The following is a 22,070-nucleotide window of genomic DNA, read 5'->3' on the forward strand; positions in this document are numbered from 1 at the left end:
GGGCTACTTTGCCTCCGACTTGATCTGCTCCAGGGCCATGTTGAAACCGCCGCTGGTGAGGGAAGAGCCCGCGACCTTGGACACATTGAGCTCGTCAATGTCCTTGCCAACCACCTGGGCCGCGATGCCGCCGGCAAACTCGCCCTGGAACTTGCGGGTATTCGGGTTGGACGGGTGCTGGGTGATCTGGACGTCCGTGACGGTCCCGGCGGCAAGGGTGAGCTGGACGCCAACTGTCTCCGTACCGTTGGGCGAGACATAGGTGCCATCAGCGCTGTACGTGCCGTCCTTGTATTCCGCCCCGCCGGCCCCCGGTGCTGACGCTCCCGTGGAAGGGACGGTTGCCGCGGGGGCGCTGCCGGGTGACGGTGCGCAGCCTGCCATCGTTCCCGCCAGGGACAGGCCGGCGATTCCGGCGTAAACACTTTTACGGACTGAGGGTCTCATCAGGGTTCTCGTTTCATCGGGAGGGGACGCAGGAAGGGAACTGCCCAGTGGTTACGGTGTTGTCAACGCAGAAGCCAGCCTATTGGTTCAAGCTGTGTGGGGGTTTCTGACTTCCTGTGGATCGACAGGGTGCGCGAAGCTCCCTGGATTCCTTTGCTGTGACCGGCCCCCGGTAGTCTAGAAGGGTGACTCCCGAAGAACTCTCCCTCGCCATATCCGCCTGCCTGAAGGACGCTGTTGCCGCCGGTGACATCGCCCTTGCAGCATCAGCTGTCCCTGATGAGGTGCGCGTGGAGCGACCCAAGAACCGGGACCACGGCGACTGGGCCACCAACATTGCCCTGCAGCTTGCCAAGCAGGCCGGCACCAACCCGCGTGAATTCGCCACCATCCTCAGTGCCCGGCTGAAGTCCATCGACGGCGTTGCCGCCGTGGACATCGCGGGGCCGGGGTTCCTGAACATCACCGTGGATGCGGCTGCCGCCGGCGCCCTGGCCAAGGTGATTGTCGAGGCCGGAAAGCAGTACGGCACCAACTCCGCGCTCGCCGGCCACACGGTGAACATGGAGTTTGTCTCGGCCAATCCCACCGGGCCCCTGCATATCGGGCACACCCGCTGGGCAGCGTTGGGGGATTCGATCGCGCGCGTGCTGCGCGCGTCCGGGGCGGATGTGACCGCCGAGTACTACATCAATGACGCCGGAACGCAGATGAACGTCTTCGCGCACTCCGTCTACAACCGGCTGCACGGCCTCCCCGTGCCCGACGGCGGTTATCCCGGACAATACATTGCGGACCTTGGGCACGAGGTGCTGACAGAGCACCCGGACATCCGTGAACTGACTGAAGTTGCGGCCCTTCCGGTGATCCGCGCCGCCGCCTACAAGGCGCAGATGAAGGACATCAAGTCCACCCTTGCGGACTTCGGCGTGGAGTTCGATGTGTTCTTCTCCGAGCAGGAGCTGCACGACGCCGGTGCGATCGAGAGTGCCGTGGCGCGCCTGCGGGAGCAGGGCCACGTGTTCGACGACGGCGGCGCGGTCTGGCTGCGGACCACCGACTTTGGCGACGACAAGGACCGGGTGATGATCCGGGCCAACGGCGAGCCGACGTACTTCGCAGCCGACGCCGCCTACTACCTGTCCAAGAAGGACCGCGGCTTCACCGAGAAGATCTACCTCCTCGGCGCCGACCACCACGGCTACATCAACCGGCTCAAGGCGATTGCCGCGTGCGCCGGCGACGACCCCGAGGTCCACATCGAGGTGCTGATCGGGCAGCTGGTGTCCGTCAACGGAGCGAAGCTGTCCAAGCGTGCCGGAAACATCATTGAGCTCAAGGACCTGATCGACTGGCTGGGGAAGGACGCCGTCCGCTACTCGCTGGCACGCTTCCCCGCCGACTCCCCCCTGACCCTTGACCCGGAACTGCTTAAGAAGCACAGCAACGAAAACCCGGTGTTCTACGTCCAGTACGCCCACGCCCGCTCCCGCGGCGCTGCCCGGAACGCCGTGGCGGCGGGGGTGGAGCGCCAGGTGGACGGCAAAGACAGCTTTGACGCCTCGCTGCTGGACCACGCCACCGAGAACGAGCTGCTTTCCTACCTGGGCAGCTACCCCTCGATCGTGGCCAAGGCTGCCGAGCTGCGTGAGCCGCACCGTGTGGCGCGCCATCTGGAGGTCATCGCCGGCGCCTACCACCGCTGGTATGACGCCTGCCGCATTGCGCCCATGGGCGACGAAGCGGTGACCGATGTCAACCGCACCCGGCTGTGGCTCAACGACGCCACGAGCCAGGTGCTGGCCAACGGCCTTGACCTGCTTGGCGTTTCCGCGCCGGAACGGATGTGATCCCATGGCTGCACAGGACCCCGCCGCCGGTTCCCCGCTTGCCCCCGGCTGGCTTTCTGTCCCTGCCGACCTGAATGCCCTTGAGCCAAAGATGTGGGCACAGGACGCGGCCAGGAGCGATTCCGGTGAACTCACCATCGACGGAATTCCGGTCAGCGAGCTCCAGCGGCAGTATGGAACCCCGCTCTTCGTCATGAGCGAGACCGACTTCCGTGCCAGGGCACGCGCCTTCAGCGACGCGTTCAACAATGCGTTCGCCGATATCTGCGGGGGAGTGGACGTCTACTACGCCGGCAAATCGTTCCTGTGCACCGCCGTGGTGCGGTGGGTCGAGGAGGAGGGGCTGCGGCTGGACACTGCGTCCGGCGGCGAGCTGGCCGTTGCGGCAAAGGCCGGGATTCCCGGCGCCGACGTGGCCCTGCACGGCAACAACAAGTCGGACGGGGAGATCCACCGTGCGCTGGACATGAAGCTGGGCCGGATTGTGGTGGACAGCCTCAGCGAACTGGTCCGGGTGGGCGCCATCGCTGAACGCCGGGGGGAAAAGGCCAAGGTCATGCTCCGGCTCACGCCGGGGGTCCATGCGCATACGCACGAATTCATTGCCACGGCCCACGAGGACCAGAAGTTCGGCCTCTCCATGGCCGCGGACACCACCGACCAGGCCGGGCTGTCCGCCGCCGAAGAAGCAGTGGCTGCCGCTGCCGCGCACCCGGGCATTGAACTGCTGGGACTGCACTGCCATATCGGATCCCAGATCTTCGAGCCGGACGGCTTCGCGATGGCCGCCGAAAAGCTCCTTCGCTTCCTCGCCGCCATGCAGGAAAAGTACTCCATTGTCCTTCCGGAGCTGGACCTCGGCGGCGGCTACGGCATCGCCTACACCCCGGTGGACACCCCCCGTCCTGCAGCCGAGATCGCGGAGGCGATGGCCGCCGTCGTCCGTTCCACCTGCGCAGAACTGGGCATTGACTCGCCCCGCATTTCCATCGAGCCGGGACGCGCCATCGTGGGCAGCACCACCTTCACGCTTTACGAAGTAGGGACGATCAAAACCGTGCGCGTGGACGCGCCGGCCCCCTCCAAAGCCAGTGACGGAGGCAACAACGTTACGTATCCGCGCCGGTATGTTTCGGTGGACGGCGGCATGAGCGACAACGCCCGGCCCGTGCTCTACGACGCCGATTACTCCGCAATTCTGGCCTCGCGCGCGTCCGCGGCGGCTCCACAGCTGTCCCGCGTGGTGGGCAAACATTGCGAGAGCGGCGACATAGTTGTTAGAGATGTATATCTGCCCGAGGACGTGGCAGCCGGTGATCTGCTTGCTGTACCGGGGACCGGCGCCTACTGCTGGGCCCTTTCAAGCAACTACAACTATCTGGCCCGCCCGGGCGTTGTCGCGGTGCGCGACGGATCTGCCCGGCTGATTGTCCGCGGGGAAACCGAAGAAGATCTGCTGAACCGCGACATGGGAGCCTGAATGACGGAATTGCGAACCCTGAAAGTAGCCCTGCTGGGCTGCGGCAACGTTGGGGCCCAGGTTGCGCGGATCCTCATTGAGGACGCCGACGCCCTTGCCGCCCGCGCCGGCGCCCGCCTGGAGCTCAGCGGCATTGCCGTGCGCAACGTCAACGCACCCCGTGATGTGGACCTGCCGCAGGAGCTCTTCACCACCGACGCCGAGACACTGGTCAAGGACGCTGACCTGGTCATCGAGCTCATGGGCGGCATTGAGCCTGCCAGGACGCTGATCCTCTCGGCGCTGCAGAACGGCGCCTGCGTTGTCACCGGCAACAAGGCCCTGCTGGCCCAGGACGGGCCCACCCTCTACGAGGAGGCGGACAAGGCGGGCGTCCAACTCTCCTACGAAGCGGCCGTGGCCGGCGCCATCCCCATCCTCCGGCCCATCCGCGACAGCCTTTCCGGCGACCGGATCACCCGGGTGCTGGGCATCGTCAACGGCACCACGAACTTCATCCTGGACCAGATGGACTCCACCGGCGCCCAGTTCGCCGATGCCCTCGCAGAGGCCCAGCGCCTCGGCTACGCCGAAGCGGACCCAACGGCCGACGTCGAAGGCCACGACGCCGCCGCCAAGGCGGCCATCCTGGCTACCCTCTCCTTCCACACCCGGTTCGCGCTGGAGAACGTCCACTGCGAGGGCATCACCTCCGTCAGCGCTGCCGACATCGCGGCAGCGAAGGATGCCGGTTTCGTCATCAAGCTGCTGGCCATCGCCGAGAAGCTGACGGATGCCCACGGCGCCGAAGGTATCTCCGTGCGCGTGCACCCCACGCTGCTTCCGCGGGAGCACCCGCTGGCCGCCGTGCGGGGCGCCTTCAACGCTGTGTTCATTGAGGCGGAAAACGCCGGCGAACTCATGTTCTACGGCCAGGGTGCCGGCGGCACGCCCACGGCATCTGCCGTGCTCGGCGACCTTGTCTCCGCTGCCCGCCGCCTGATGCTGGGCGGACCGCAGCGCACCGAGACCACAACCGGCCATGTTCCGGCCCTGCCCATCGATGCAGCCACCACCAGCTACTACATCGGCCTCGACGTCGCTGACCAGCCCGGTGTCCTGGCCCGCATCGCACAGCTCTTCGCGGAGCACGGCGTATCCATCGAAATCATGCGGCAAACCATCCACAAGGACGCCGAATCCAACACGGAATCGGCCGAACTGCGGATCATTACCCACCGCGCGTCAGAGGCTGCCCTTGCGGCCACCGTCGAGGCCGTCAAAGGCCTGGACGTCATCAACTCAGTTACATCCGTTCTGCGGGTAGAAGGAGTCTAAGTGGCTCACCAATGGCGCGGCGTCATCCGCGAATACGCTGACCGTCTGCCCGTGACGGAATCCACCAAGGTCATCACCCTGGGTGAAGGCGGCACACCGCTGGTGCACGCGCAGAAGCTCTCTGAGCTCACCGGTTCCGAGGTGTACCTGAAGGTTGAGGGCATGAACCCCACCGGTTCCTTCAAAGACCGCGGCATGACCATGGCCATGACCGCCGCCGTTGCCGCCGGGGCAAAGGCTGTGGTCTGCGCCTCCACCGGAAACACCTCCGCCTCTGCTGCCGCCTACGCCACCGCTGCCGGCCTCAAGTGCGCTGTCCTGGTGCCGGAAGGCAAGATTTCCATGGGGAAGCTCAGCCAGGCCATCGCCCACGGCGCCACGCTGCTGCAGGTGGACGGCAACTTCGACAACTGCCTGGACATCGCCCGCAAGCTGGGGGAGTCCTACCCGGTGTTCCTGGTGAACTCCGTCAACCCCGCCCGCATCCAGGGCCAAAAGACCGGAGCCTTCGAAATCGTCGATGCGCTGGGCGACGCTCCGGACATCCACGTCCTGCCGGTCGGCAACGCCGGAAACATCACCGCTTACTGGAAGGGCTACAAGGAGTACTCCGCGCCCTTCGAGTCCGAAACGGCCGGCACCCTTCCCGCCGTCTCCACCAAGACCCCCGCCATGTGGGGTTTCCAGGCGGCAGGCGCAGCCCCCTTTGTTGCCGGCCACCCCATCACCGAACCGGACACCATCGCCACGGCCATCCGGATCGGCAACCCCGCCTCCTGGGACGGCGCCATCGGCGCCCGTGACGAATCCGGCGGACTGATCGAGGCAGTCACGGATGAGGAAATCCTGAACGCGCACCGCTGGCTCTCCGCACGCGAGGGCGTTTTCGTGGAGCCCGGATCTGCCGCCGGCGTGGCCGGGCTGCTGAAGAAGCACGCCGCTGGTGAAGTTCCGTCAGGCAAGACGATCGTCATCACCGTTACGGGCCATGGCCTCAAGGACCCCCAGTGGGCCCTGCGCACCGAGGACGGCAGCGATGTGCAGCCGGTCAAGGTGCCCAACGACGTCGTGACAGTTGCAGCCGAACTGGGACTGGAAGACAAGTAACCGTGGAAACCACCCTCACCGTGCCTGCCGAGTCCGCAGCCGCTGCGCCGGCAGTTCCGGCCGGCCAGCTGGTGACCGTCCGCGTGCCCGCCACCAGCGCGAACCTGGGCCCGGGATATGACAGCCTGGGGCTCGCCCTGTCTTTGCACGACACCCTGACGGTGGAAACACTGGGCAGTGGCGAGCTTCACTTCGACCTCAGCGGCGAGGGGGCTGAAACACTTCCACGAGATGCCAGCCACTTGGTGGTCAGGGCCCTCACGGAAGCCCTGCACCGCCTGGGCTTCCGGCACGAGGGGCTTCGGATCACTGCGGACAACATCAACCCGCACGGGCGGGGGCTCGGGTCCTCGGCGTCGGCAGTGGTAGCCGCCGTGACCGCAGCCAATGCCCTGGTCCCTGAGGCTGCCCGCCGCGGCAAGGACTGGATTCTCCAGCTCACATCCGAGATGGAGGGGCACCCGGACAACGTCGCACCTGCCATTTTCGGCGGACTGGCACTGTCCTGGCAGAACAATGACCAGTACAGGAGCACGCGGGCAACAGTGTCGGAATCGGTCATCCCCGTTGTTGCGGTGCCTGACTTCGAACTTTCCACGGAGGCGGCCCGGGCCCTCTTGCCGGCATCGGTGGGCCACCACGCCGCCGCGATGAATGCAGGCCGCGCCGCGCTGCTGATCCACGCACTGACGGCTAAACCCGAATTCCTGCTGGCCGGCACCGAGGACTACCTGCACCAGAGCTACCGGGCGGAGGCAATGCGCCCCAGCGCAGCGCTGATCGGCGCGCTGCGCGCGGCAGGATATGCCGCCGTCGTTTCGGGTGCCGGTCCCACCGTGCTGGTCCTTGCCGACGGAGAAGCCAAGGCGGCCGCCGTCGTGGCTTTCATCCAGGACTTCATCGAAGCCAACACGCCGGATATCGCATGGCGCGTTCTGAAGCTGGCAGTGGACGTTGAAGGTGCTAAGGTGGAGATGCACCGGCGGTAATTCCGCCTATCTGATCTCCTCCAGCATTCATTTGCGATTTGATCTCCTACTGCGCAATCTATTCCGGTGCCGCCTGCTTGGTCTGTCGCAGGAATCTGCAGCCTTAAGCTGCCCCTGATGCGTCAGTCCATCCCTTCGCCACGGGCGGAGTGGAAGGTGAATCAGTATCCGGCCCTGCTGGCCGAACTCCAACCGGCAAGGCCGAACAATCCGGCTGCAGATCTGAACTGCAACCCAGATCAAATCATCGCGTCCAGCTCCTCGTCTGGACGCCGTCGAGGGGGAAGGATCCTTCGTGACCGAAACCACTGAGCTGTCGCCAGCTGTGGAACTATCATCTTCTGCTGCCGAATCGCCGGCCGCACCCGCCAAGAGCAGCGGCCTCGCAGGCCTTAAGCTCGCCCAGCTGCAGGCACTTGCCAGCCAGCTCGGTATTTCCGGCGGTTCCCGGATGCGCAAGGGGGACCTGGTCTCAGCCATCTCCGCCCATCGTGCCGGCACCCCACTGGCCAAGGCTCCTGCCAAGGCAACCGAGAAGCGTGCCGAGAGCATTGCCGCCCCCGCCGTCTCCGCCCCGGTTGCCGCCGCTCCGGCTGAAGCTCCGGAAGCGCCCGCCGAAGGCACCCGTGCACGCCGTGGCCGCAGCCGCCGCGCAGTGAGCGACGGAGTGGTGGCTCCGGCCGCCGCCGAATCCGCTGCTGCCGCCGAAACCGCCGTTGCAGAAACCGGCGCCGCCGGGCCGGTCGAAGCTCCTGCGGAGGCTTCCGAGGCTACTGAAGGCGCCACCGAGCGCCGCCAGCCGCGCACCCGCAACCGCCGCCGCGGCGAAGCTGCCGCCGCAGCGCCCCAGGGTACGGAGGCCGCCGAGGCTCCAGCCGGACAGGCCGACGTCGAACAGCGCCCCGCAGGACAGGCCGCGGAACAGCGCGCCTCAGAACAGCGCGCCTCAGAACAGCGCACCGAAGCTCCGGTTGAGGGCGACGCAGGCCAGCGCACGGACCGCCGTGACGGCGGCCGCACCCGCGGCCGCGACGGCGGCCCGCGTGAGGGCACAGACGGCGGCCGTGACAACGCGGGCAGCCGCGAGGCCGGCCAGCGCGAAGGCTCCCGCCGGGAGGACAGCCGCGACGGTGACGATTCCGACGGCGGCAGCCGCCGCAACCGCCGCAACCGGCGCGACCGGAACGACCGCAATGACCGCTCGGGCGGCCAGGACCGGGACAACAGCTCGCGCAACGACCGCTTCCGCGACCGCAATGACCGCCGCCGCGGCCGCTCCCAGGGACCGGATGTCGACGACGTCGAGGTCACCGAAGACGATGTCCTCCTGCCGGTAGCCGGTATCTTGGACGTCCTGGAGAACTACGCGTTCATCCGCACTTCCGGATACCTGCCGGGCCCCAACGACGTCTACGTCTCCCTGGCCCAGGTCAAGAAGTACAACCTCCGCAAGGGTGACGCCGTCGTCGGCGCCATCCGGGCACCCCGCGATGGCGAAGACCGCAGCCAGCAGTCCGCCCGCCAGAAGTTCAATGCACTGGTCCGCGTCACCTCGGTGAACGGCAAGACCGCCGAAGAACTGAAGGACCGGGTCGAGTTCGCCAAGCTGGTTCCGCTCTACCCGTCCGAGCGCCTGCGCCTGGAGACCGATCCCAAGAAGATCGGCCCCCGCGTCATCGACCTCGTGGCGCCCATCGGCAAGGGCCAGCGCGGCCTGATCGTCTCCCCGCCGAAGGCCGGAAAGACGCTCATCCTGCAGTCCATCGCCAACGCGATCACCACCAACAACCCTGAGGTCCACCTCATGATGGTGCTGGTTGACGAACGCCCCGAAGAAGTCACGGACATGCAGCGCACCGTCAAGGGCGAGGTCATTGCCTCCACCTTCGACCGTCCCGCCGACGACCACACCACCGTGGCCGAGCTTTCCATCGAACGTGCCAAGCGCCTCGTGGAAATGGGCATGGACGTTGTGGTGCTCCTCGACTCCATGACCCGCCTGGGCCGCGCCTACAACCTGGCAGCACCGGCTTCAGGCCGCATCCTGTCCGGTGGTGTCGACTCCGCGGCACTGTACCCGCCCAAGCGTTTCTTCGGTGCAGCCCGCAACATCGAAAACGGCGGCTCGCTCACCATCCTGGCCACCGCGCTCGTGGAGACCGGGTCCAAGATGGACGAGGTCATTTTCGAGGAGTTCAAGGGCACCGGCAACATGGAGCTCCGCCTGTCCCGCCAGCTGGCTGACAAGCGCATCTTCCCGGCCGTGGACGTCAATGCGTCCGGCACCCGCCGCGAGGAGAACCTGCTCTCGCCCGAGGAAGTCAAGATCATGTGGAAGCTGCGCCGCGTCCTCTCCGGACTCGAGACCCAGCAGAGCCTTGAACTGCTGACCAACAAGATCCGGGAAACCCAGAGCAACGTTGAGTTCCTCATGCAGGTCCAGAAGACGACCCTTGGTGCGAAGTCGGATAACGACAAGTAGCTGAGTTACCGCTCAAAATATGCCGGTCCCGCCCCTACGCCGGGTGGCCCGTAAGAGAGATTGCATGGCCCCGACCTGAGCTTGCGAAGGTTGGGAGTCATCGAACGCTCCCTGGCCGGCATATTTTGAGCGGTTCGTCGTTAACGGTTCCGTACCAAGAGACGCAACGCGGGGTCACTTTTGGCCCTCCGGGAGCCCTGGATTGGGCGTTAACTGACCCCGCGTTGCAGTAACTAGACTTGTACAAGTCGAAAGAGGTTTAAATGTTTGAGTCCGTACAGGGCCTGCTTGATGAGCATGACTCCATCCAGGCGCAGCTGGGGGATCCTGCTGTATATGCTGACCAGCGGCTTGCCCGGAAGCTGGGGCGGCGGTCGGCTCAGCTTAATGGCATTGTTGAGGCCTACCACAAGTGGGAGGCCATCCGGGATGACCTTGCTGCCGCGAAGGAAATGGCGGGGGAGGACCCCGAGTTTGCTGCCGAGGTTCCCGAGCTTGAGGCCGCGCTGGAAACCGCCGCGGCCAAGCTGCGTCGGCTGCTCATTCCGCGCGATCCTGATGACGCCCGCAACGTCATCCTTGAAGTCAAGGGCGGTGAGGGCGGCGACGAGGCTGCGCTCTTTGCCGGCGACCTGCTGCGCATGTACACCCGGTACGCGGAATCACGCGGCTGGAAAACCGAAATCATTTCCGCCACCGAATCCGACCTTGGCGGCTACAAGGACGTCCAGGTGGCCGTGAAGGGCAACTCGAACGATCCTGCCGAGGGCGTTTACGCCCGCCTGAAGTTCGAGGGCGGCGTGCACCGCGTCCAGCGCGTTCCCGTCACCGAATCCCAGGGCCGCATCCACACCTCCGCGGCCGGCGTGCTGGTCCTCCCCGAGGTGGACGAGCCCGAAGAGCTTGAGATCAACCAGAACGACCTCAAGATCGATGTCTACCGGTCCTCGGGCCCGGGCGGCCAGTCTGTTAACACCACGGACTCTGCCGTGCGCATTACCCACCTTCCCACCGGAATCGTGGTGGCCATGCAGAACGAGAAGTCGCAGCTGCAGAACCGTGAAGCCGGCATGCGCGTGCTGCGGGCACGCATCCTGGCTCACCAGCAGGAGCAGATCGACGCCGAAAACTCGGCCCAGCGGAAGTCGCAGATCCGCACCATGGACCGCTCGGAGCGCATCCGCACGTACAACTATCCGGAAAACCGCATTGCGGACCACCGCACCGGCTACAAGGCGTACAACCTGGACCAGGTGATGAACGGCGACCTGGAACCCGTCATCCAGTCCGCAATTGAAATGGACGAACAGGCGCGCCTGGACGCCATCGGCGATTAGTCCTTCCTGCACATCCCAGACATGACACTTCAGCCAGGCCAGTCGCTTGCGGATGCCGTTGCCGAGGCAACAGCCATCCTCCGGGACGCCGGCGTGCCCAGCCCCCGCGTGGACGCCGAACTGCTCGCCGACCACCTCCTCAACGTCGGGCTCGGCCGCCTCCGTGCCATGATGCTTGGCGATACTCCCGCGCCGGAAGGCTACGCCGCCCTCGTGGCGGAGCGTGCCGGCAGGACGCCGCTGCAGCACATCACCGGGGTAGCGCATTTCCGCTACCTCGAACTGGCCGTCGGCCCGGGGGTCTTCATTCCCCGCCCGGAGACCGAGTCCGTGGTGCAGTTGGTGATCGACCACGTCAGGGGCATGCCGCACCCGCGCATTGTGGACCTTGGCACCGGATCCGGCGCCATCGCGGGCTCCCTCGCCCACGAAGTGCCGGGCGCCGAAGTCCACGCGGTGGAGTCCAGCCCCTTCGCCCACGCCTGGGCTGCCAGGAACCTGGCGCCCCTGGGCGTCAACCTCGTCCAGGGGGACCTGCGTGACGCACTGCCGGAGCTCAACGGAACCTTCGACGTCGTGGTTTCCAACCCGCCGTACATCCCTGCCGAAGCTATCCCCAACGAGCCCGAAGTCGCCCTCCATGATCCGCCCGAAGCGCTGTACGGCGGGGGAGCGGACGGCATGGAACTTCCGACGGCGGCCGCTGCCTCCGCGGCCCGCCTCCTGCGGCCCGGCGGCTACTTCGTGATGGAACATGCCGAAGTCCAGGCGGGCTGGATCCCGGCCATGCTGGCCAGGACCGGGAACTGGACCGGAATCAGGACGCACCTGGACCTCAATGGCAAGGAGCGCGCCACCAGCGCCCTGCTTGCGGATCCGGACTACACGGAATGAAAGAATAGGCGAGTGACCACTACCTACGACTGCACCAGTGACGACGAGCGCGCCAAGGGCCTGGAGCACGCCCAGCGGGCCATCAGCGAGAAGAAGTGCGTGGTCTTTCCCACGGACACTGTCTACGGCATTGCCGCCGACGCCTTTTCGCCCCAGGCCGTGACCATGCTCCTGGTATCCAAGGGACGCAGCCGCACCATGCCGCCGCCCGTGCTGATCCCGCGGATCAACGCCCTTGATGGGCTGGCCACGGATGTGTCGCCGGACGCCCGCAAACTTGCGGAAGCGTTCTGGCCGGGCGGCCTGACCCTGATCCTGCACGCCCAGCCGTCCCTCGAGTGGGACCTGGGCGAGACCAAGGGGACGGTGGCACTGCGCATGCCTGACGACGAGATCGCCCAGGAACTGCTGACCCTCACCGGGCCATTGGCCGTTTCCTCCGCGAACCGCACGGGCCATGCCCCGGGGCAAACGGCAGCCGCCGCGCGCGAGCAGCTTGCCGATTCCGTGGAGGTCTACCTGGAAGGAGGCTTCCGGCCGCAGGAAGGCCAGAACGCCGTGCCCTCCACCATTGTTGACGCCACGGGGCCGCACCTGCGCGTGGTCCGCAACGGTGCCGTAAGCCTTGAACAGCTCCGCGAGCACGTTCCGGGTGTCCTGGGCCTGGGAGAGATCCCCATGGCTGAAGAGGAACCTGTGGACACAGTACCCACCGACGCATCGCCTGCGGTTGAAGCTCCCGTGGCGGAGGATCCGTCCGCCGCGCCGGTCCAGCCGCCGGCGCCAGGGTCCTCCGCCGTCGAACCCTCCGCTGCGGCAATCCAGGCGCCGGCGCGGGACACCGAGTCCTGATGGCACCGGACCGCCAGCAGGTCCCGGTCCTGGAGGTTGAAGCAACCCCGCTGCGTGTTCCGGAACTGGTGGAGGAACTCAGCCGCTACATCCAGGAAGGCTCCACCCGGACGGTACTGGGCCACAACCTCCACAGCGTCACGCTGACCCTCTCGGATGAGGGCTTTCGCGACCTTTACCAGCAGAGCGACGTGGTCCTGCTGGACGGGGCGCCCGTGCTCTGGTTGTGGGGGAGGACAGGCAAGGCGAAAGGCCCCGTCATGGACTACAGGCTGGGCTCGACAGACTGGCTTCCGGCGCTGGACCAGGTGCGGGGACTGGAGCGGATTGCCGTGCTTGGCGCCGGTGCGGAGGCCAACGCGGGCGCCGTGAGGAAGCTGCAGTCAATCGTCCCCGGCGCAAAAGTCTCGGGCCTTCCGGGAGAGGGCTGGGATGACGGGCTTGAGGATGATGCTGTGGCCTGGCTCCACCGCCAGCAGCCGCAGCTGGTCCTCATCGGCCTTGGCATGCCGTTGCAGGAAAATGTCCTGCAGCGGCGCCTTGGAGACATGCCGCCGGCGGTCTACTGCGCAGTCGGCGGAGCGATCGAACAGCTTGCCGGCATCCAGAAGCTCGCCCCCCGGTGGCTGGGCAGGCTGGGGCTGGAGTGGGCCTGGCGGCTGCTGCTTCACCCCCGCCGTGTGGCGTACCGCGTGCTTGGCGAGCCCTGGGTGCTGCTGTGGCTCCTGGCCGCCCGTGGGTTGAAGCGCCAGTCGGCGCGCAGGAGCTAGGAACCGCAGCCTAGAACTTCTGGTCTTCCAGCGGCGCAAACCCCTTGCCCCGGAGGCCGGTGGTGAAGGACCTGGCCCAGCCCAGGAAACCGGGAAGGTCCCGGCGCTGGAGGAAGTAGCCCAGGTAGCCGCCCACGTCCGCAACGAAGGACCTGACGCGGAAGTACCGGCGGATCAGATATCCGCGGTTCCGGTAGTAGTAGTACCGCTTGAAGGCCGATTCCGGAACAATGACGTGCCAGCCGGCACCGAAGACATGCTGGGTCTCGGAAAACGCGTGCGGGTGGGTGATGGCGGTAGTGGTCACCGTGCCGAACCTGATCCCCGCCTTGCGAAGACGGATGGTGAAATCCACCTCGTCGCCGCGGATGAAAAGCCGCATGTCCGGCAGGCCCACCTTGAAGAAGACGTCCGAACGGATCAGCGCCCCGTTGAAGAAGTGGCCGTCATTGGGCAGGAAACCCAGCTTCTCCACCTCGGCGCGGCTGTGCGTGACCTTGCCGTCCAGGCGGAAGAAAAAAGAAAGCCTGTCGGGCTGGCCCGGCGCCGTCACCAGCGGAACCACCGCTTCGAGGTCCCGTGCCTCAGCCTCACGCACCAGCGTGGCAAGGCATTCCGGGTCAGCCGGCTCGGCGTCGTCGTCCATCATCCAAATCCAGGTGGCACCGCTGGCCACGGCCTTCAGCGCCGCCAGGGCGAATCCGCCCGCTCCACCGAGGTTTGCCTCCGAGCGGACGTAGTCGACGTTCGGATGCTTGCCGGCCACGTCCACGGCCGGCGTCGTGCCGCTGTCCACAAGGCAGATCGTCTCCACCGGTGCGCTCTGCGCGTTAATCGCATCCAGCAGGACAGCCAGTTCATGAGGCCGGTCGAAGGTAACGGCAGCGACTGCTATGCGGGGGGTCATTGGGGTCCTTTCAGCATGGCTGACAGGGATTTCCCCGCTCGCACTGCGCCGTGTGGCGCGAAGCCATGAAGCTGTTGGCGCTAGTATCTTTGACTAGAGTCCACTGTAATACAGCCCTGTAAGGCACTGCGTCCACGGAAATGCGTACTGCCTGCTGAGCGCTCGGCGACGGAGAAGTTTCATTTATCGAAGAACAGATTCCCGGCCAGTGAGCCCCTCGACCAAGGACCAGCTGCCGGCACGGTTGCCCTGTTTAAGCATCCGTCCTGAAACGGCCCCCGCCCCATGATCATGTACCTGCTGATGGGGCTGACGGCTGCCATCGTGTCCTATGCTGCCACCTGGGCGGCGCGGGTCATCGGCCACCGGCTGGAACTGCACCTGCCCATCCGCAGCCGTGACATGCATTCAATCCCGGTGTCGCGGCTCGGCGGCGTGGCGATTTTCCTCGGAGTGATGGTGGCGCTCATTGTTGCGAGCCAGTCATTCTTCGTCAAGGACATTTACCGTAACAACTTCTCCCCGTGGGGAGTCCTCGCGGGTGCTGCCGTCATCGTGCTGGTGGGCGTGGCGGACGACCTTCTGGACATCCGCTGGTGGGTGAAACTTATCGGGCAAAGCGCAGCGGGCCTCACCGTGGCCATCTGGGGAGTCCAGATGACCATCGTCCCGTGGGTGCCCGAAGCGATCTACCTCGAAAACGAGACGGTACGGGTGCTCTTGACCGCGGGACTGATCGTCACCACGATGAACGCCTTCAACTTCATCGACGGCCTGGATGGCCTTGCCGCGGGCGTGGCCATCATCGGCGGGACCGCGTTCTTCTTCACCGCATACTGGGTGCACCGCAATGCCGTGCTGCTGGACTATTCGGACCTCGCCACGCTTATCACCGCTGTCCTGGTGGGCAGCTGCCTGGGCTTCCTCCCGCACAACTGGTTTCCGTCCAAAATCTTCATGGGCGACTCCGGTGCGATGCTGATCGGGCTGCTGATGGCTTCTGCCGGCGTCGTGTCCACCGGACAGATCACCTCGGGGCTGTATGACAGGGCCAACGGTATCTCCACCGTGATTCCCATCCTGCTTCCGTTCGCCGTCCTCTTCCTGCCGCTGCTGGACCTCGGCCTGGCAGTGGTGCGGCGCACCGCCCGCGGCCGGTCGCCCTGGTCCGCGGACAAGGGCCACCTGCACCACAAATTGCTGGACATCGGCTACTCGCACCGCACCGCCGTGATCCTGATGTACCTCTGGACCGGCATCCTCTCCTTCGGAGGACTGGCCTTCGCCGTCTTCCCGTGGCAGATGGTGCTCGCTGTGGACATCTTCGCCACCCTCGTCATGGGCCTGGTCACCGCCTGGCCATACCTTGCCCGGCGCGGCGAAGAGACGCGGGCGTAACCGCGGTGCCGATTATTTCTATCTCGTGTAGAATTTAGGGGCAGCCAAAGCTGCCCCTCCAAACCTGCCTGCCGGTGACCTGCCTGCCGGCGCCGACGATTGGGATCGAATGACCTCCAACGCCGAGTCCGGACCTCCGTCCGGCAACGGAACTGTTGGCGCATCGGGCCCCACACCGTCGCTCTGGCTGCACCTCCTCAAGCTGAGTTCGATTGCTTCTGCCGCCGGCCTGCTCCTCTGCGCAGTCGCTGCCGTGCTTCTGCAGGGCGTGAACGCCGCCCTGTCCAGCACCGCGGGCGGCCTGCTGGTCATGCTGTTCTTCGGAATCAGCCTCCTGGTAGGGCATTTCGTGGGCCGCAGCAATCCTTCGGGGGCCATCGGCATGTTCGTGGCAACCTACTTCGTCAAGGTGGTCGGCTTCGCCGTCGTGCTGTTCGTCGTGGGGGCTCCGCAGTGGCTGCAAGGCCGCTGGTTTGTGGCCGGAGCGGTGACCGCCGTGGTCCTGTGGCAGGCTGCTGAAATCTACGGTTTCAGCAAGGCGCGCCTGCAGATCTACAACGAGCCGGAAAACAAGGAAAACCATGATGCGTGATCCGAAGAAGCCCAACAAAGGCCGCAACGGGGACAGCGGATCGAGCGGTTCTGCCCCCGGTGTATCGAGCAACGGAACCAGCGGCGGATACAACGCCGGCATGGCCGTATTCAGCTACATCATTGGCGGAATCATCGTCTGGAGTTTGATAGGGTGGGGACTGGATTACGTGTGGGGAACGCGCTGGATCGTGCTCGCAGGCGCCCTGCTTGGAGCCGTCGGAGGTTTCTACCTTTCCCACATGCATGGCCTTACCAGTTCTCGAAACAATGCTGGGGAGCGCCGTGCTTCCAGCGGGCCGTCCCAGGACGGCGACACTAATGCCAAATAATTTCACAGGGGGAACAGCAGGCCTTCCGGCTGCCGGTCCCCGCCCAACGCCCAATGATGGACACTGCAGAGAGGAAACGCGTTGATCGCGCTTGCGCTCCCGGCCCAAGATTCAGGAGAGTTTACTCCTCCTGGTATTAACGAAATGCATTTGCCGGCAATCCTGCCGTGGGGTGCCGCAGAAGGATTCTCCAAGCAGATGCTGCTGGTCCTCCTCTCTGTCGTCTTTATCGCCGTCTTCTTCGTGCTCGCCGCACGCAAGCAGCAGCTGGTACCCGGCAAGCTCCAGTTTGCCGGCGAGGCCGCCTACGGCTTCGTCCGCAACGGAATCGCCAAGGACATCATCGGCGGCAGGGACTTCATCAAGTACGTCCCGCTGCTGTTCAGCCTCTTCTTCTTCATCCTGGTCAACAACATCTACGGGGCCATCCCGTTCTTCCAGCTCCCCACGTTCTCGCACGTGGGCGGCGCCTACGTGCTGGCCGGCATTGTCTACGTCACCTGGATCGCCATCGGCGTCAAGAAGAACGGACTCCGTTACTTCAAGCTGGCCACCGTGCCCTCCGGTGTTCCGTGGTTCATCCTTCCGATCGTCATCCCGATCGAGATCATCTCCAACTTCCTGGTCCGGCCTGTAACGCACAGCCTCCGTCTGTTCGCCACCATGCTCGCAGGCCACCTCATCGTGATGATCGCCGGCTACGGCATCGAGTTCCTCGTCATGCAGGAGAACCTCCTGCTCAAGGGAACCTCGCTGCTGGTCCTGGCCGGGGCGATCGCCATGTACATGCTTGAAGCCCTGATCATGGTCCTGCAGGCGTACGTCTTTACCCTGCTGACTGCGATCTACATTGAAGGCGCACTTCACGCCGACAGCCACTAGGCACCCTGCCTGCCGGCAAACCGCCGCCGGGCACAAAGACTTCCCCTCGCGGGGATAGAGCAACCCAAACAACCTGCCACATGGGTGGCATCTTGAAAGGAATAAAAATGGAAGGCAATCTCAACCTCGTAGGTTACGGTCTGTCCGCAATCGGCGGTGGTATCGGTGTTGGCCTCGTATTCGCCGCCTACATCAACGGCGTTGCACGCCAGCCTGAAGCACAGCGCGTCCTGCAGCCGATCGCATTCCTCGGCCTTGCGCTGACCGAAGCCCTCGCCATCCTCGGCCTGGTCTTCGCCTTCGTTCTCTAGTCCTTAGAACGAAGCGAACTTACAGAACCGAGTAGATAAGGACGGGTGAAATATGAATCAGCTGATCATCTCAGCCGCCACTGAGGGTGAAGTCAACCCCCTGATGCCCAACATCTGGGAAATGGGCGTTGTCTTCGTGGGCTTTGCCATCCTCTTTTTCATCGTGGTCAAGTTCGTTGTCCCGATGTTCGAAAAGACCTTCGCCGAGCGTGCCGAGGCCATCGAAGGCGGCATTGCAAAGGCTGAAAAGGCCCAGGCTGAGGCGTCTGCTGCACTCGAAGAGTACAAGCAGCAGCTGACCGACGCCCGCACCGAAGCCAACCGCATCCGTGAGGAAGCCCGTGCCGAAGGTGCCCAGATCCTCGCGGATCTCAAGGAGAAGGCAGCTGCAGAGTCTGCCCGCATCACGGCCCAGGCACACGCACAGATCGAATCCGAGCGCCAGGCGGCCGTTGTGTCCCTGCGTTCTGAGGTCGGCACCCTGGCCACCACCCTGGCGGGCCGGATCGTCGGCGAAGCGCTCAACGACGACGAGCGTGCAGCACGGGTCGTGGACCGTTTCCTGGCAGATCTGGAGACCCAGAACGCAGGTGCAGCTAAGTAATGGCAGGCGTATCGAGCGAATCGCTGGCAACAGCGCTGGCAGAGTTGGAAGCAAAACTTCCCACCGCGTCGCTGCAGCTGGCAAAGGAACTCTTCGGAATTCTGGGAATGGTGGACAGCTCGGCTGGCTTGCGCCGCGCCCTGACTGACCCGTCCCGCAACGGTGACGAAAAGTCGGCGCTGGTCAAGCAGCTGGTTGGCGGGAAAGTCTCCGCTGATGCTGCAGAGATCGCGGGCGGACTGGCCAGCTTGCGCTGGGCAACGGCCCGTGACATTGGCGATGCACTCGAGACTCTTGCCGCAACGGTGGTCATTTCTGTTGCTGAAAACAAGTCGGCCGTTTCTGCCTCCGGAATCACTGGCCTGGAAGAACTGGAAAACGATCTGTTTTCCTTCAACCAGGCTGTTGCCTCCAGCCATGAGGTACAACGTGCTCTGTCCGAACCACAGGCCAGTGCTGCGGCCAAGACCGCACTCGCCGCGAAGCTGGTGCCAGCCGCAAGTGAAGAAGCCAAAGTCCTCATTTCGCAGGCCGTCAGCCAGCCGCGCGGCATTAAGCCCACGCGGCTGGTTCAGCGGTTCGCCGAGCTGGCGGCCAAGCGGCAGCAGCGCTGGATTGCAACGGTCAGCGTGACCCGTCCCCTAACGCAGACGCAGCTTGAACGCCTCCAGGCGGGCCTGAATGCCATGTACGGACGGGAACTGAAGGTCAACCTCAATGTTGACCCGTCACTTATTGGCGGCATCCGCGTCCAGGTTGGTGACGAAGTGCTCGATGCTTCGGTCCTCGCCAAGCTGGGCCAATTGCAGCGCCAGCTGGCCGGCTAGCCGGACAAGCACAACCTAACTGATAGAAACCCCGGTCACCGGCAACGGTGATCACAAAACAGGAGAGCAGGGACTGCAGATGGCCGAATTGACCATCAACGCCGACGACGTCCGTATTGCGCTGAACGAGTTCGCGGCGTCCTACGAACCCGGAAACGCAGAGCGCGTAGAGGTCGGCCGCGTAACCACCGCTAGTGACGGCATCGCCCGTGTTGAGGGCCTTCCCTCGGTCATGGCGAACGAGCTGCTTCGCTTTGAGGACGGCACCCTGGGCCTGGCCCAGAACCTTGACGTACGCGAAATCGGCGTCATCATCCTCGGCGACTTCACCGGCGTCGAAGAAGGCCAGGAAGTGCACCGCACCGGACAGGTTCTGTCCGTTCCCGTGGGTGACGCATTCCTTGGCCGCGTTGTCGACCCGCTGGGCGTGCCCATCGACGACCTCGGCGAGATCAAGGCCGAGACCACCCGCGCCCTGGAGCTCCAGGCTCCCGGCGTAACCCAGCGCAAGTCGGTGCACGAACCGATGCAGACCGGGCTCAAGGCCATCGACGCCATGATCCCGATCGGCCGCGGCCAGCGCCAGCTCATCATTGGCGACCGCCAGACCGGCAAGTCCGCAATCGCGATCGACACCATCATCAACCAGAAGGCCAACTGGGCTTCGGGCGATGTGACCAAGCAGGTCCGCTGCATCTACGTGGCAATCGGTCAGAAGGCGTCAACCATTGCCGCCATCCGCCAGACCCTCGAGGACAACGGCGCGCTGGAGTACACCACCATCGTGGCGTCCCCTGCCTCCGACCCCGCGGGCTTCAAGTACCTGGCGCCGTATGCAGGTTCCGCTATCGGCCAGCACTGGATGTACGGCGGCAAGCACGTCCTCATCGTGTTCGATGACCTGTCCAAGCAGGCCGAGGCCTACCGTGCCGTGTCGCTGCTGCTGCGCCGCCCGCCGGGACGCGAAGCCTACCCGGGCGACGTCTTCTACTTGCACTCCCGCCTGCTTGAGCGTTGTGCAAAGCTGTCCGACGAACTGGGTGCCGGCTCCATGACGGGCCTGCCGCTGATCGAGACCAAGGCGAACGACGTTTCCGCCTACATCCCGACCAACGTCATCTCCATCACCGACGGCCAGATCTTCCTCCAGTCGGACCTCTTCAACGCCAACCAGCGCCCTGCTGTCGACGTTGGTGTGTCGGTGTCCCGCGTGGGCGGCGCCGCACAGGTGAAGTCCATGAAGAAGGTCTCCGGTACGTTGAAGCTGGACCTGGCCCAGTACCGCGACATGCAGGCTTTCGCCATGTTCGCCTCGGACCTGGACGCCGCATCCCGCCAGCAGCTGACCCGCGGCGCCCGCCTGATGGAGCTGCTCAAGCAGGGCCAGTACTCGCCGTTCCCGGTGGAGAACCAGGTTGTATCCATCTGGGCCGGCACCAACGGCTACCTGGACGACGTTCCGGTTGAGGACATCAGCCGCTTCGAATCCGAGTTCCTGGAGCACCTGACGCACAAGTCCTCGATCCTCACCACGCTGGCCCAGACCAACGTGCTGGACGACGACACCGCGGCAGCCCTGAAGTCCGCCATCGTGGACTTCAAGAAGGGCTTCTTCGGCGAGGGCGACAACCACTTGGTAGGCGCCGGCCACGAGGAGCATGAAGCCATCTCCGAGGGCGAAGTCGACCAGGAAAAAATCGTCAAGCAGAAGCGCTAGTTCCGCTGGCCGGATGTGCCGGGCCCAAGGGTCCGGCGCATCCGGTCTTAGGAATGTTAGGAAAGGATAAGTATGGGAGCCCAGATTCGGGTCTACCGCCAGAAGATCAGCTCGACCACGTCGATGCGCAAGATCTTCAAGGCGATGGAACTGATCGCTACCTCGCGCATCGGCAAGGCCCGTGCGCGCGTAGCAGCTTCACTGCCTTACGCGAACGCGATCACGCGCGCCGTTTCTGCTGTCGCAAGCCAAAGCGAAATCGACCACCCGCTGACCACTGAGCCGGAGCAGATCCGCCGTGCCGCCGTCCTGGTAATCACCTCGGACCGTGGCCTGGCCGGATCGTACTCGGCGAGCGTGCTCAAGCAGGTGGAGGGTCTCAACGAGCTGCTCCACGCTGAAGGCAAGGAAGTCAAGACGTACCTCGTCGGACGCAAGGCGCAGGCCTACTACGAATTCCGGAACCGTGAGTATGCACGGGTCTGGACCGGAGGCACCGACGCACCGGAGTTTGCCACCGCCCGGGAAATCGGCGAGGCGCTGCTGACGGATTTCGCAACCGACTATGAAGAGGGCGGCGTGGACGAGATCCACGTGGTCTACACCCGCTTCAAGTCCATGGTTACCCAGGAGCCCACGGTCATCCGCCTGCTTCCCTTGGAAGTAGTGGAAGAGCAAGCCGCTTCCGAATCGGACCTGTTGCCGCTGTACGAGTTCGAGCCGGAAACCGAGCAGGTTCTTGATGCCCTGCTTCCGCGCTACATCGAGTCCCGCATCTTCGCGGCCATGCTGCAGGCTGCGGCTTCGGAACTTGCTGCGCGCCAGCGGGCCATGAAGTCCGCGGGCGACAACGCGACGGACCTCATCAAGAAGTACACGCGTCTGCGCAACACGGCCCGTCAGGCTGAAATTACGCAGGAGCTTTCCGAGATAGTTGCCGGCGCCGACGCCCTCGCGTCCTAGCCTGCACCAGCCC

General features: G+C 64.9%; 21 protein-coding genes. 19 read left to right on the forward strand and 2 right to left on the reverse strand.

The window, feature by feature from the left end; genetic code table 11:
* Nucleotides 1–3: 3 nt before the first annotated feature.
* Nucleotides 4–447, reverse strand: coding sequence for a hypothetical protein (locus Q9R30_RS10795; RefSeq protein ID WP_311217597.1), 444 nt, complete (start codon nt 445–447; stop codon nt 4–6).
* Between the two features lie 185 nt (nt 448–632).
* Between Q9R30_RS10795 and argS the strand changes: the two genes are divergently transcribed.
* The 10 genes from argS (at nt 633) to Q9R30_RS10845 (ending at nt 13,525) form a co-directional block, all read left to right on the forward strand.
* Nucleotides 633–2,297, forward strand: coding sequence for an arginine--tRNA ligase (gene argS, locus Q9R30_RS10800; RefSeq protein WP_104998383.1), 1,665 nt, complete (start codon nt 633–635; stop codon nt 2,295–2,297).
* A gap of 4 nt (nt 2,298–2,301) precedes the next feature.
* Complete coding sequence (lysA, locus tag Q9R30_RS10805) at nt 2,302–3,777, forward strand: diaminopimelate decarboxylase (RefSeq protein ID WP_104998382.1); 1,476 nt, start codon at nt 2,302–2,304, stop codon at nt 3,775–3,777.
* Entirely contained in the window at nt 3,778–5,094 is a 1,317-nt protein-coding gene (locus tag Q9R30_RS10810) for a homoserine dehydrogenase (RefSeq protein ID WP_104998381.1), read from the forward strand.
* The gene (gene thrC / locus Q9R30_RS10815) at nt 5,095–6,201 is read left to right on the forward strand and encodes a threonine synthase (protein ID WP_104998380.1); all 1,107 of its coding nucleotides are present in this window, start codon (nt 5,095–5,097) and stop codon (nt 6,199–6,201) included.
* A 2-nt stretch (nt 6,202–6,203) separates the two neighbouring features.
* On the forward strand, nt 6,204–7,190 hold the full coding sequence (gene thrB / locus Q9R30_RS10820) for a homoserine kinase (protein ID WP_199775248.1): 987 nt from the start codon (nt 6,204–6,206) through the stop codon (nt 7,188–7,190).
* 295 nt (nt 7,191–7,485) lie between these two features.
* Entirely contained in the window at nt 7,486–9,672 is a 2,187-nt protein-coding gene (gene rho / locus Q9R30_RS10825; RefSeq protein WP_104998379.1) for a transcription termination factor Rho, read from the forward strand.
* A 263-nt stretch (nt 9,673–9,935) separates the two neighbouring features.
* Nucleotides 9,936–11,009: a peptide chain release factor 1 gene (prfA, locus tag Q9R30_RS10830; RefSeq protein ID WP_104998378.1), complete on the forward strand. Its 1,074-nt coding sequence runs from the start codon at nt 9,936–9,938 to the stop codon at nt 11,007–11,009.
* A gap of 21 nt (nt 11,010–11,030) precedes the next feature.
* Nucleotides 11,031–11,903, forward strand: a complete 873-nt coding sequence (gene prmC / locus Q9R30_RS10835; RefSeq protein WP_104998377.1) for a peptide chain release factor N(5)-glutamine methyltransferase — start codon at nt 11,031–11,033, stop codon at nt 11,901–11,903.
* Between the two features lie 12 nt (nt 11,904–11,915).
* Nucleotides 11,916–12,755 carry an L-threonylcarbamoyladenylate synthase gene (locus Q9R30_RS10840; protein ID WP_311217598.1) on the forward strand — a complete coding sequence of 280 codons (840 nt, stop codon included), beginning with the start codon at nt 11,916–11,918 and terminating at the stop codon, nt 12,753–12,755.
* On the forward strand, nt 12,755–13,525 hold the full coding sequence (locus Q9R30_RS10845) for a WecB/TagA/CpsF family glycosyltransferase (protein ID WP_104998375.1): 771 nt from the start codon (nt 12,755–12,757) through the stop codon (nt 13,523–13,525). The genes Q9R30_RS10840 and Q9R30_RS10845 overlap by 1 nt, the downstream gene beginning before the upstream one ends.
* Before the next feature lie 10 nt (nt 13,526–13,535).
* On the opposite strand, the gene Q9R30_RS10850 is transcribed toward Q9R30_RS10845, so the two are convergent.
* Entirely contained in the window at nt 13,536–14,432 is an 897-nt protein-coding gene (locus Q9R30_RS10850; protein ID WP_104998374.1) for a glycosyltransferase, read from the reverse strand.
* Nucleotides 14,433–14,717: 285 nt separating this feature from the next.
* On the opposite strand from Q9R30_RS10850, the gene Q9R30_RS10855 reads away from it, so the two are divergent.
* The 9 genes from Q9R30_RS10855 (at nt 14,718) to Q9R30_RS10895 (ending at nt 22,057) form a co-directional block, all read left to right on the forward strand.
* Nucleotides 14,718–15,830 (forward strand): MraY family glycosyltransferase, encoded by a 1,113-nt coding sequence (locus Q9R30_RS10855; RefSeq protein WP_104998373.1) that lies wholly within the window; start codon nt 14,718–14,720, stop codon nt 15,828–15,830.
* 109 nt (nt 15,831–15,939) lie between these two features.
* Nucleotides 15,940–16,422 carry a hypothetical protein gene (locus Q9R30_RS10860; RefSeq protein WP_311217599.1) on the forward strand — a complete coding sequence of 161 codons (483 nt, stop codon included), beginning with the start codon at nt 15,940–15,942 and terminating at the stop codon, nt 16,420–16,422.
* Complete coding sequence (locus tag Q9R30_RS10865; protein WP_104998371.1) at nt 16,415–16,753, forward strand: hypothetical protein; 339 nt, start codon at nt 16,415–16,417, stop codon at nt 16,751–16,753. The genes Q9R30_RS10860 and Q9R30_RS10865 overlap by 8 nt, the downstream gene beginning before the upstream one ends.
* A gap of 81 nt (nt 16,754–16,834) precedes the next feature.
* Nucleotides 16,835–17,635, forward strand: a complete 801-nt coding sequence (atpB, locus tag Q9R30_RS10870) for a F0F1 ATP synthase subunit A (RefSeq protein WP_104998370.1) — start codon at nt 16,835–16,837, stop codon at nt 17,633–17,635.
* 107 nt (nt 17,636–17,742) lie between these two features.
* Nucleotides 17,743–17,946, forward strand: a complete 204-nt coding sequence (gene atpE, locus Q9R30_RS10875; protein WP_009356484.1) for an ATP synthase F0 subunit C — start codon at nt 17,743–17,745, stop codon at nt 17,944–17,946.
* Between the two features lie 52 nt (nt 17,947–17,998).
* Nucleotides 17,999–18,550 carry a F0F1 ATP synthase subunit B gene (locus Q9R30_RS10880; RefSeq protein ID WP_104998369.1) on the forward strand — a complete coding sequence of 184 codons (552 nt, stop codon included), beginning with the start codon at nt 17,999–18,001 and terminating at the stop codon, nt 18,548–18,550.
* Nucleotides 18,550–19,377 (forward strand): F0F1 ATP synthase subunit delta, encoded by an 828-nt coding sequence (locus tag Q9R30_RS10885; RefSeq protein WP_104998368.1) that lies wholly within the window; start codon nt 18,550–18,552, stop codon nt 19,375–19,377. The genes Q9R30_RS10880 and Q9R30_RS10885 overlap by 1 nt, the downstream gene beginning before the upstream one ends.
* Nucleotides 19,378–19,456: 79 nt before the next feature.
* A complete protein-coding gene (gene atpA, locus Q9R30_RS10890) occupies nt 19,457–21,094 on the forward strand; it encodes a F0F1 ATP synthase subunit alpha (RefSeq protein WP_104998367.1) in 1,638 nt (545 codons plus the stop codon).
* A gap of 72 nt (nt 21,095–21,166) precedes the next feature.
* Complete coding sequence (locus Q9R30_RS10895) at nt 21,167–22,057, forward strand: F0F1 ATP synthase subunit gamma (RefSeq protein WP_104998366.1); 891 nt, start codon at nt 21,167–21,169, stop codon at nt 22,055–22,057.
* The last annotated feature ends 13 nt before the right edge of the window (nt 22,058–22,070 follow it).

This window comes from Arthrobacter sp. AB6, from assembly GCF_031844545.1.
Lineage (GTDB): Bacteria > Actinomycetota > Actinomycetes > Actinomycetales > Micrococcaceae > Arthrobacter.